General features: G+C 63.6%; 8 protein-coding genes and 1 pseudogene. 7 read left to right on the top strand and 2 right to left on the bottom strand.

The features are described 5' to 3' along the window. Nucleotides 1-250, top strand: a pseudogene (locus ASF60_RS04320) (polysaccharide biosynthesis/export family protein); the annotation flags it as partial. Between the two features lie 70 nt (nt 251-320). Here ASF60_RS04320 and ASF60_RS04315 read toward each other — a convergent pair. Next, complete coding sequence (locus ASF60_RS04315; RefSeq protein ID WP_056180897.1) at nt 321-1,502, bottom strand: hypothetical protein; 1,182 nt, start codon at nt 1,500-1,502, stop codon at nt 321-323. Nucleotides 1,503-1,711: 209 nt separating this feature from the next. Between ASF60_RS04315 and ASF60_RS04310 the strand changes: the two genes are divergently transcribed. The 5 genes from ASF60_RS04310 (at nt 1,712) to hpnK (ending at nt 7,146) form a co-directional block, all read left to right on the top strand. Then, complete coding sequence (locus ASF60_RS04310) at nt 1,712-2,800, top strand: flippase-like domain-containing protein (protein ID WP_082507741.1); 1,089 nt, start codon at nt 1,712-1,714, stop codon at nt 2,798-2,800. Further along, nucleotides 2,791-3,402 (top strand): MlaC/ttg2D family ABC transporter substrate-binding protein, encoded by a 612-nt coding sequence (locus ASF60_RS04305; RefSeq protein WP_056180894.1) that lies wholly within the window; start codon nt 2,791-2,793, stop codon nt 3,400-3,402. Before ASF60_RS04310 ends, ASF60_RS04305 begins: the two co-directional genes overlap by 10 nt. 106 nt (nt 3,403-3,508) lie before the next feature. Beyond that, complete coding sequence (gene hpnI / locus ASF60_RS04300; protein ID WP_443136726.1) at nt 3,509-4,687, top strand: bacteriohopanetetrol glucosamine biosynthesis glycosyltransferase HpnI; 1,179 nt, start codon at nt 3,509-3,511, stop codon at nt 4,685-4,687. Between the two features lie 57 nt (nt 4,688-4,744). After that, the gene (hpnJ, locus tag ASF60_RS04295; RefSeq protein ID WP_056180889.1) at nt 4,745-6,175 is read left to right on the top strand and encodes a hopanoid biosynthesis associated radical SAM protein HpnJ; all 1,431 of its coding nucleotides are present in this window, start codon (nt 4,745-4,747) and stop codon (nt 6,173-6,175) included. 134 nt (nt 6,176-6,309) lie between these two features. Beyond that, a complete protein-coding gene (gene hpnK, locus ASF60_RS04290) occupies nt 6,310-7,146 on the top strand; it encodes a hopanoid biosynthesis-associated protein HpnK (protein ID WP_056180886.1) in 837 nt (278 codons plus the stop codon). An 85-nt stretch (nt 7,147-7,231) separates the two neighbouring features. Here the strand turns inward: hpnK and ASF60_RS04285 are convergent, their stop codons facing one another. Next, entirely contained in the window at nt 7,232-9,904 is a 2,673-nt protein-coding gene (locus ASF60_RS04285) for an MMPL family transporter (protein WP_056180883.1), read from the bottom strand. A gap of 627 nt (nt 9,905-10,531) precedes the next feature. Between ASF60_RS04285 and hpnH the strand changes: the two genes are divergently transcribed. Continuing rightward, entirely contained in the window at nt 10,532-11,695 is a 1,164-nt protein-coding gene (gene hpnH, locus ASF60_RS04280; protein ID WP_056180880.1) for an adenosyl-hopene transferase HpnH, read from the top strand. The last annotated feature ends 17 nt before the right edge of the window (nt 11,696-11,712 follow it).

Genomic DNA, 11,712 nt, shown 5'->3' with positions numbered 1-11,712 from the left:
GGCCGCGGTGGTGCGCCGCCTCAAGCCGGGCAGCCCGCTGCTGGGCACGCCCCTGGTGCCGGTGGTCTACCGCATCAACATGCGCGACCCCAACAGCCTATTCCTGACCCAGGCCTTCCGCATGCGCAATCGCGATCTCGTCTACGTCTCCAACGCCCCCTTCACCGAGGTCCAGAAGGTCCTCTCCGTCTTCTCTACCGTCACCGCGCCGGTCTCGGCCGGCGCTTCCCTCTACGCGACGGCCAGGTAAGCCGGTCCCGGATACGAAAAAAGGGGGCGCTGAACGCGCCCCCTGCAGCCGAAACTCAATCGATTTCGACCTAGAAGTACGACTTCAGAGTGCCGCGACGGCGAACGTCGAGGGTGGCACAGTGGAACGAGCCGCCGAACGGTCCATAGGACAGGAACGGCGCCGGGATCGGGTCGAAGCCCCAGTCCTTGAGCGCCTTGATCAGCGTCGGCTGACTCGCATCCACGACGATCTTTTTCTCGTCCAGCGCCAGCACGTTGATCGAGGTCCAGGGCGAGCACATGGAGATCTTGCTCATGAAGCCCTCGACTGGGTCGGGGCGCGGCGCGATCAGCACGTCCCACTTCTTGAGCACGGCCGGCAGCTTCTCGACGTCGATGTAGTCCGGATTGACCAGCACCTTGCCGGGGGCCAGCGGCATAAAGGATGAGTCGATGTGCATGGGTTGCGGGCAACGGCTCTCAATCTCGTGCACCCGGAAGCCCGGACCGAGGTGGCGCCGTAGCCACTCGATACCCATCAGGTTGGTCACGTTCGAGCGGGTCACGAACAGGTCGCGGCCGCACCGCACGAAGTCAGCCGCGTCGAAGACCGGCTCGAACTCGTTGACGGTGAACTGCATCGGCTCGCCGCCTTTGAGGTTCGGCACCCGGTAGTCGTAGTTGTACAGATCGTCGGTGAGCTGCGGACGCGGGGCTGAGGTCCAGCGCGCGCCATTGCGGAAGTATTCCTTAAACAGCGACCGGTAGGCATCGCCCTCGAAGTAGCGCGAGCGCCAGCACATCGGGCTCTCGATGATCTCGTCGCCGATGACGAGGTACGGATCACGAGGGCAGGCGACGCAGAAGCCGCGGGAGGACCATTGGGGGGCCTTGAACTTGCGCGAGAAATCGATCGGGTCCGGACGGCGGATCTTCACTCCTTCGCCGGCCAGAATCGAGATGAAGTTGTCGAGCTCCTTCTGGGCGAGCTTCTTCATGAACTTCGGATAGCGGAAGCCCGAGGCGAACCTGTAAAACGGCTGAGCAGCCCGCGGCAGGTTGAAGATCACGGTCAAGTGGTGTGTCGGAATGGTCGCACCGTCCAGACTTCCGACGATGACCTCTTCCAGCGGATCCCATTCGTTCCAGGCCATCACCGGGGAACTTGCAGCGGGCGCACGCGTGGCGCCGAAGCCGCCGCCGGCGTAGCGCTCCATCTGCGCGTCGTCGCGCACGACCTCGTCGGCCGTCATCTGTGATTCGCGGTCCATCTGATCCCGTTCCCCTGTCCGCCCGGACGGCTGATTCTCGGGCTTTTCGCCCTGCGCCGCTTTGGTCCCGACTGTGTCTCTCGGGTGATAGACAACGGTTCTCAAAGCTGCAACTTCCGAAGACATTCAACGTTTCCGGCGGTTTTTTGCGGTCGGAAACACGGCGGAATCTCGTTGTGATCCGCTGCACTGCAGGCCGAAAGGGGCCCATGAAGCGTCTCACGACATTGGCCCTGATCGCCGGTCTGTGCACAGTCGTCGGCCTGTTCCTGTCCTCTGGCCTGGAAGACGTGGCGGCCGCGGTCGTCAGCGCCGGTTGGGGCGCGCTGATCGTGGTTGTCGCCCGAGGTTTTGCCGTAGCCTGGGCCGGTCTCGGCTGGTTCGTGATCTTCCCGAAGGCGACGCGCCCGACACTGCGGGACTGCCTCACGCTGCGCTTCGTGCGCGAGGGTATCAACACGTTGCTGCCGGTCGCCCAGGTCGGCGGCGACTTCGTCGGTGCCCGTCTCCTGACCAAGCGCGGCGTCCCCGGCGGCATCGCCGGTGCCAGCATGTTCGTCGACCTGATGACCCAGGCGGTAACTCAATTCCTCTTCACCGTGGCGGGCGTCGTTCTCCTCGCCTGGATCGCGGGGGATGGCCCGATCGTCCGGACCGTGACCGGCGGCCTTGCCCTAGCTGCTCCCGCCCTCGGTGCCTTCTATCTCATCCAGCGCCGAAGCGGTCACAAGGTGATCCAGGCCTTGGTCAGCCGGTTCGCCGGCTCGCGCGAATGGCGCGCGCTCGGCGCTATCGACGTACTCTACGACAGCCTCAAACGACTTTACGGCCATCGCGGCCGTGTCGCCGGTGGTCTCGGCATTCACCTCATCGGCTGGTTCATCGGCACCGTCGAGGTCTACGTGGCCCTCCACTTCATGGGCTACCCTGTCAGCATCGTCGAGGCGGTGGTGATCGAGAGCCTGGCCCAGGCGGTCCGTGGCGCTGCCTTCGCGGTGCCGGGTGCCCTCGGCGCCCAGGAAGGCGGCCTCATCGCCCTGTGCGCGATCTTCGGAATCCCGGCCGAGGCGGCGCTGGCGCTGTCCCTGGTCAAGCGCTTGGCGGACTTGCTCGTTGGGGTGCCTGGTCTCTTCGCCTGGCATGCTCTTGAGGGATCGAAGCCCGATCCGATTATGGCACCGGAGCCCCAGAGCGAGCCTGGCTTGCGGCATGACCTCCTCGTCCCAGTGCTTGCCAATGATTTGGGTGGACGGCCCCGCACCGAACCCAAGCTCGGAGAACTCAAGAAGTGCGCCTGAAACGCGTTGCTGTCGCGAGCCTCGTCGCGGCCCACTTGCTCCTCGGCTCGGCCGCCCATGCGACCGACGATCCGGCCGCGACGTCGATCGGCAAGGTCTACGCGACCTTCGAAAGCGCCCTGAAGAACGCGCCGAAGGATGTCGGAGCCCGTGCGGGGACCATCGGCCCGACCCTGGGCGAAGCCTTCGACTTTCCGGCGATGATCCGTCTGGCCACCGGGGCCAAGTGGAAGACCTTCACACCCGAACAACAGGGTGCCCTCACAGACGCGTTCGGACGCTACTTCACCGCGACCTACGCCACCCGCCTCGCGCAAGCCTCCGGTGGCAAGTTCAGCGTGAAGCCGCAAAGCGAAGCGCGCGGTCCGAACCGCGTGGTTCAGACCGAGGTCGCCAACAAGGACGGCGATACCTCGCAGGTGGATTTCCTGGTCGGCCCGGAAAACCGGGTGCAGGACGTCTATCTCAACGGCAATGTCAGCGAGGTCGCGAGCCTTCGCGGCAGCTTCACGGAGCCGCTGAAGACCGGCGGGGCGGAGGGCCTTCTCACCTTCATGCGGGATCGTACCGCCGGCATGCTCGCCGTCAAACCAGCGCCTTAGAGTTGCGACAGAGACGCCCGGACTTTGTTCCTCCCGTACGACAAACGATTCGCGCCGCTCGACTTCGCGGCACTCTCACGAGCCCCGTGACCGAGCGATGCCCCTGATGGACCTGACTTGGCTCTCGCATCTCCTGCCGCTGATCGCCCTGGTCGGTTGCGTGTACGGACTGACTGCCGCTGCCTTAGCCGGGCGTTTTGCCCGCAAGGCAGCGCCGGCCCTGGGTGATGGGGCGCCGTCCGTCACGATCTTGAAGCCGCTCTGCGGAATCGAGCCAAACCTGTACGAGAATCTCGAGACTTTCTGCCAGCAGGCCTATGCCGCGCCCGTGCAGGTGATTTTTGGCGTTCAGAACGCCGCCGATCCGGCGATCGCCGTCGTCCGTCGTCTGCAGGCCGCCTATCCGGCGCTTCGGCTCGATCTTGTCATCGACGCGCGCCAGCACGGTTCGAACCGAAAGGTTTCGAACCTCATCAACATGTCGACCCGAATCTCCCACGAGATTGTGGTTCTTGCCGACAGCGACATGGTGGTGAAGCCCGACTACCTCGGCCGGATCGTCGGTGAGCTGAGGCAGCCGGGCGTGAACGGGGTGACTTGCCTGTATCATGGGGTCCCTGCGCATCGGGGGATCTGGGCCCATCTCTCGGCTCTCGCCATCGACGTGCAGTTCTTGCCCAACGTGGTGATGGGCACATCGCTCGGCCTCGCACAGCCTTGCTTTGGATCCACCATTGCCTTCTCCACCAGGGCACTTGGCGAGATCGGCGGCTTCGAAGCCTTCCGCGACGACCTCGCCGACGACTATGCCATCGGCGAAGCGTTGCGCGCCAAGGGCGGGGTCGTTGCAATCCCGAGCTTCACCATTGGGCACACCTGCGTCGACACGGATTTGGCGAGCCTGTGGAGCCATGAGCTTCGCTGGAACCGCACCATCCGCAACGTCGATCCTGCTGGCTATGCCGGATCGTTCGTAACCCATGCCTTTCCGCTCGCCCTGATCGGAGCTTTGATCCCGGATGCTGGAACCACCGCCCTGGCCGTGGCGGCCTTCGCCCTCGCGTGCCGGATCATCCTGTGCGTCCGCCTAGAGCGGGCCTTCGGCCTTGCTCCGCATCCCTACTGGCTGTTGCCGATTCGCGACATCCTATCCTTCATGAACTTCACCTGGAGCTTCGTCTCCGGTGCTGTGACATGGAAGGGCCATGATTATCGCGTGGTTGCGGACGGTACCTTGATCCCCGAGACGACGCTTGGGCGCGATGCTGGTGCATCGTCACTCTGACCTTCCGTTTATTCTCCCATTCAACTGTCCCCTGTTCTCGCTGAGGCCTTGAACCCCATGCGCACCCTCTTCCTGCAGGCTCCCACTTTCGACGGCTTCGATGGCGGTGCCGGTTCCCGCTATCAAGCCAAACGCGAGATCAAGTCGTTCTGGTACCCGACCTGGTTGGCCCAGCCTGCCGCCCTGGTGCCGAACTCGAAGCTGATCGATGCCCCGCCGCACAACATCAAGCTGAGCGAGATCGTGGCCCAAGCGCATGATTTCGACCTGGTTGTGCTGCATACCTCGGTTCCGTCCTTCAAGTCGGACGTGAAGACGATTGAAGCCCTCAAGGCCGAGAACCCGAAGCTCATCGCCGGCCTGATCGGCGCCAAGGTCGCGGTCGATGCCGCTGGCGCGATGGCCCAGGCCCCGGTGGTCGATTTCTGTGCCCGCAATGAGTTCGACTTCACCGTCAAGGAAGTCGCTGACGGCACTCCGATGTCCGAGATCAAGGGGCTGTCCTATCGCGATGCCAATGGCAACGTGGTCCATAACGAGGACCGCGAAATCATGACTGACATGGATCAACTGCCGTTCGTCACGAGCGTGTATAAGCGCGATCTCCAGATGGAGAAGTACTTCATCGGGTACCTGAAGCACCCCTATATCTCGTTCTACTCGGGCCGTGGCTGCAAGTCGCGCTGCACCTTCTGCCTTTGGCCGCAGACGGTCGGCGGTCATACCTACCGCACCCGCTCGGTCGCGCACGTGATCGAGGAGATCAAGTACTGCCTGAAGGAGTTTCCCCAGACCAAGGAGTTCTTCTTTGACGACGACACCTTCACCGATAACCTGCCGCGCGCCGAAGAAATCGCCCGCGAACTGGGCAAGCTCGGTGTGACTTGGTCGTGCAACGCCAAGGCCAACGTTCCGCGCGATACCCTGAAGGTGCTCAAGGACAATGGCCTGCGCCTGCTGCTCGTCGGCTACGAGTCCGGCAACCAGCAGATCCTGAACAACATCAAGAAGGGTATGCGCGTCGAGGTCGCCGAGCGCTTCACCAAGGATTGCCACGATCTCGGCATCGCCATCCATGGCACTTTCATCGTCGGCCTCCCGGGCGAAACCCGGGAGACGATCCAGGAGACGATCGCGTTCGCCAAGCGCATCAATCCGCACACGATTCAGGCCTCGCTGGCGGCACCGTATCCCGGCACTTTCCTGTACAAGCAGGCGGTGGAGAACGGCTGGCTGGACGTCGCAAACGCGGAACTCGTCGACGAGAACGGCGTGCAGATCGCACCGCTGCACTACCCGCACCTGTCACATTCCGAAATCTTCGCGGCTGTCGAGGAGTTCTACCGGAAGTTCTACTTCCGCGCTCCGAAGATCGCCTCGATCGTTTCCGAGATGGTCCGTTCGCCCGACATGATGAAGCGCCGTTTACGCGAGGGTGTGGAGTTCTACCGCTTCCTCAAGGACCGTCAGACCAGCGCTGCAGCCTGAGCTCGACGCAGGTTCGATTCGATACCCAGACACAATGAGGCGGCCGGGCTGGAAAGCCCGGCCGTTTCGCGTCGTGGGGCTACAGCCCCTACCTTAGGGGGAGGGTCCCGCCTCCCGTTACCCGGAGTCGTCCTGTGAAGCGCTTGGTCGTTACCGCCGATGATTTTGGCCTGAGCCTTCAGATCAATGAGGCGGTGGAGCAAGCGCATCGTGACGGCATCCTCACCGCTGCAAGCCTGATGGTATCTGCCCCGGCCGCCGATGACGCCGTGGCTCGGGCTCGGCGTCTGCCCTCCCTGCGCATCGGTCTTCACTTGGTGATGGTGGAGGCTTGGCCGACCCTGCCGCCTGAGCGTATTCCCGATCTCGTCACCCCGGACGGTCTGATCCGTAGCGACATGGAGCGACTCGGCCTCGACCTAGCCCTCAAGGCCTCGGTGCGGCGCCAACTCTCGGCTGAAATCGAAGCACAGTTCCAGGCCTTCCGCGCGATCGGCCTACCCCTGGACCACGTCAACGCCCACAAGCATTTCCACGTGCACCCGATCATTGCCGGTCTGGTGCTCGCAGCGGGCCGTCGTCATGGCATGCGGGCGATCCGAGTTCCGCGCGAGACCCGCGCTGTCCTGCGGGCGGCAGAGCCGGGCGCAAATCCGAAGCCGGCCCTCGACACAGCACCCTGGGCGGCCTTGCTGGCCGTACGGGCGCGTCATGCAGGCCTCCTGATTCCGGACAGGACACTCGGACTCGCCTGGTCCGGGGCGATGACGCCAGCCCGAGTGCAGGGGCTGCTGGCGCATCTGCCAGACGGATTGACCGAACTCTACACTCACCCTGCCACGGGGAGCGGGTTTCCCGGCGAGGCGCCGGGTTATGCCTATGTGGCGGAGCGTGATGCGCTCGTCGCCCCCGAGAGCCTCGCGGCGGCCGCCAGATTCGTAAGAGGGGGATTCTCAGACTTTCTCGCCTGAGGACGGATCAGGACTGGTGGCGAACGAAGAATGGGCGCGGAGGGGACCCGCGCCCATTCTTCGTCTTATGGAATTTCCGCGCGGCCTACTTGGCCGCGACCGTTTCCGCGGCCTTGGCCCGGGTTACGGGCGGTAGAGCGGCATCGCCCTCGGGACGCTTCGGGCCGGGATGCTTCGGCGGCGGCCCGAGGAACGCCGGAACCACGAAGAAGGCTGCCACCAGGGTGAAGAACAGGGACAGCGCGAGAAGCTTGCCCATGCTGGCCGTGCCCGGATGGCTGGAGAGCACCAGTGAGCCGAACGCAGTACCGGTGGTCAGCGCCGAGAAGAAGATCGCTCGCGTCAGGCTGGAGGCCAGCATGTCGGTGACGCCTGCCCGCCAAGCGATGACGTAGTAGATGTGGAAGGCCACGCCGACCGCCAGCATCAGCGGCATCGCGATAATGTTGGCGAAGTTCAGCGGCATCCCGACGATATGCAGGGCCATGAGCGTCCAGAGGGTTGCCAGCACCAGCGGCCCGAGGGTCATCGCAACGTCCCATGGCTTCCGGAGCGCCACCGACAGGATGATGAAGATCAGGACGAGTGCGGTGATCGCCGCCTGCAGGAAGGCGCCCAGGATCGTGTAGCTCGACGACGTCGTGGCTACCGGCGCGCCGGTGGCATGCGGCGCGACGCTCTGCACGTCCTTGGCGAAGTTCCGCAGCACCTGGTTGTCGTTGGCGTCCCCGCTTGGATGTACTTCGATGCGTGAACGTCCGTCTGCGGCGATCCATTCGGCCTTCAACTTAGGCGGAAGGTTGTCGAGGGTGATCTTCTCCGGGTTCAGGAGGCCGGACAGACGCGAGAGCAGGGTCTTCAGATCCGTCGTTAGAGCAACGCTCGCCGCCTCGCGAGTCGCGACCGGAGCAGCTGCCAGTTTGTCGAGATCGGTCGCAAGCTCGCCCGCTGCCTTGGCGCCCGGAGCCGTGGAGCCCGCCGCGATACCGCGCAGGGCCGTCACCGCCTCCTTCATCGCCTTGACGTTGTCGGCATCGGTCGGCGGCGGCGGCTTGCGGCCGGGATTCAGGACCGGCCCCAGCAACTGTGCGGTCTCAGCGATAATGGCCAGCTTCTGGTCCTGGTCCGGCGGCACGAAGGTGTCGATGTCGATGACCTTCGCCACGGATTTCAACTTCAGCAGCTTCTCCGCAAGCGCCGGCACCGCGGCCACCGAGGGTGCCATGACGTCGATGATGTTCGGGCTCGTGGCCGGGTCCTTGATCAGGTCGAGATAGGTCGAGATCGATTCCACTTTCGGGCTGCGCAGATGCATCGGGTTGGAATCGAAGGGCAGCTTGAACAGCAGCGGGATGCCCGCGAGCGTAATCAATCCGACGCCGATCAGGATCGGCTTTCGGTTGCGGATGATCCACGGATCGACGCCCGCGAGCCAAGCGGTCTCTACCGGCTCGCGCTCGCCCTTCGGCTTGAAAACCGCGATGAGGGCCGGCAGCAGGGTGAGGCTGAACAGGTAGGCGACGATCATGCCGACGCCGGCGATGAGGCCGAGCTCCGAGACGCCGCGGAAGGCAGTCGGCAGAAAAGCGAAGAAGCCGGCGATGAGCGAGATGGCCGCCAGGGTCAGAGACCAGCCGACGCCCCGAGCTGCCGCCCGCATGGCGGAGAGGAGGTCAGGCTGCTCGAACCGATCAGCACGGTAGCGCACGGCGAACTGGATACCGAAATCGATGCCGAGGCCCACGAAGAGCGCCGCGAAGGCGACCGAGATCGGGTTGAGTTCGCCGACCATCAGCAGGCCGAAACCCGCAGTCACGATGAGGCCAGCGAAGGTGGTGATCAGGACCGCGCCGATCAGCGGGGCCGAGCGGAGTGCAAGCCACAGGAACAGCACGATCGCACCGACCGTGACGCTATAGTTCAGCAAAGCGTCCTCTGAGAGGGTGGCGAACTCGTCGTCAGCCACTGCGACGGGGCCGGTCAGACGCATGCGTGGACGGTCGGCGAATTCAGGGCCGCCAAGGGTATTGATCTTGAGTTCCGACGCGACCTTGCGCACCGCCTCTGTCGCGTGGGCGCCGGGTTGTAGCGCGTTGTAGTCCAAGACGGGCTGGATCATCACGAACTTGCGCAGATCTGTGCTCTGCGTCTGTCCGTTGGAAAGCAGCGTCTGCCAGGACATGCGCGCCGGCTCGCCGGCCAGGACCTTGCGCACGGTGGCGTCGATCTGGGTCATCGGCAGCTCGAGATCCTCGAGCTTGGCATCGCCACTCTTGATGCCGCGGGCGCCAAGGCCGAGAACGCGCATGATGCCGCGAAGAGACGGGTCGGCCGCCAAAGGCCCGAGGAGGCCCTGCTGCTGGACGAGTTGCTCCGTGGTCTTGGTCAGCTCTTCCTGCGACATCAGCAGGAAACCGTTCTTCTCGTAGAAGGCACCGCCGTCCGGACGGTAGACCGACTCGATCATGGTCTTATGTCTGGCGATCGCCGCCGCGAACTCGGCCGCCGCCTCCTCGGCCTCCTCCGGCGTCTTGCCGTCGATGACGGCCACCAGGGTACCGGTCCGCTGCGGGAACGCAGCTTCATAGTTGATCTCGTCCTGACGCCAGGGGACATCCTTGTCGATCAACCGCTCGACATCGGTATTGATCTTGAAGAGATGAGCGGCCGCACCGGCGCTGGCAACGGTAATGAGTGCGACGAGAGCTATGACCAACCAGCGACGCTGGACGGAAAACGCGACGAGCCGTTCGATCACGAGTGTCCTACCTGCTTCAGCGATCTCATTCCGATGCAAGCACGCCGACTACCGGCGCTGCGGCCGACGCGGCTGCACAAGGGGAATCGATCTGTTCGATGCCGCCGGTTATCACCAGTCGCCGCGAATCCCGAATCTCAGCTTCCAGCGCCCCTAGGAAACCCAAGCGGGGCTCCCGGAAAGGCACTGATCAACCGAATCGCATGACATTGACGACATTGCGTGAATGGCCGGTTCACCTATCGACCCAACGGCAGGAATGCAACGCAAACAAGGCGAGCGTTCCGGCTTGGGACCTTTTGTGCGATCTCGCACCGCATCTTCGTCGCGTACCGCGTCTGGATACGGGCAGCTAATGCGCTTTCCCCACGGCCAAGCTGGGGCTCTGGCATGCGGCTTTCGAATAGGAATATGGGCATCCGATCGGGTTATAGGCGGTCCGTCATGGCGCGCTTCGGCACGAGAGTGCTGCATTCTGTGGCCGGATAGTTTCAGCTGCCGCCGAACTTGTCGGAACGGCGCCGTTTCGGGGCCTTTCGGGATGGTTCCAAGCTAGCTTGCTGGAATTTGGCCTTTTTTCACGCTAAGCAGCCCGATACATCGGGGCCAACAACAAGGAGCCGCGTCTTGGGCATCCCTATCCGGTACGTCGCGAAGATCGGCGGCTACATTCTGAAACAGCACCTCACCGGTCGCAAGCGCTATCCGCTCGTGATGATGATGGAGCCGCTGTTCCGCTGCAATCTTGCCTGCGCCGGTTGCGGGAAGATCGATTACCCGGACGAGATTCTGAACAAGCGCCTGCCGGTGGCCGACGCTCTTGAATCCGTGCGCGAGTGCGGTGCACCCGTGGTGGTGATCGCTGGTGGCGAGCCCCTGCTGCACAAGGATCTGCCGCAGATCGTCGAGGGCATCATCGCCCAGAAGAAATTTGCCATCGTCTGCACCAACGCGCTCCTCCTTGAGAAGAAGATCAAGGAGTATAAGCCCAGCCCGTACTTCACCTGGTCGATCCATCTCGATGGCGACAAGGAGATGCACGACCAGTCGGTGTGCCAGCGTGGCGTCTACGACAAGGCCGTGGCGGCCATCGCCAAGGCGAAGGAGATGGGCTTCCGGGTCACCATCAACTGCACCTTCTTCAACAACTCGTCGGCCGACAAGATCGCCAACTTCTTCGATAGCGTCACGAAGATGGGCATCGATGGCATCACGGTCTCGCCGGGCTATGCCTACGAGCGCGCGCCCGACCAGAAGCACTTCCTGAACCGCAAGGCGACCAAGGAGCTGTTCCGCGGTGTGTTCCGGCACGGCAAGGAGAAGGGTCGCGAGAAGTGGACCTTCCAGCAGTCGGGTCTGTTCCTCGACTTCCTGGCCGGCAACCAGACCTATCATTGCACCCCGTGGGGCAACCCGACCCGGACCGTGTTCGGATGGCAGAAACCCTGCTATCTGCTCGGCGAGGGATATGCGGCGACCTTCAAGGAGCTGATGGAGGAGACCGACTGGGATTCCTACGGCACCGGCAACTATGAAAAGTGCGCCGACTGCATGGTCCATTCCGGTTACGAGGCCTCGTCGGTGGTCGATTCCGTGAAGAAGCCTTGGAAGCCGCTGATCCATGCCATCCGTGGCATCAAGACCGAGGGCGACATGGCGCCCGAAGTCAGCCTCGAGAACCAGCGCCCGGCCGAGTTCGTGTTCTCGCGCAACGTCGCCCAGAAGCTGTCCGAGATCAAAGCTTCGGGTGTGGACACCAAGCGCGAAGCTCGCAACCGCACCGCGGCCTGATCCGCTCCACTTATGTC

Source organism: Methylobacterium sp. Leaf113 (assembly GCF_001423325.1).
Classification (GTDB): Bacteria; Pseudomonadota; Alphaproteobacteria; order Rhizobiales; family Beijerinckiaceae; genus Methylobacterium.
This window is presented reverse-complemented; position numbering and strand designations above follow the sequence as displayed.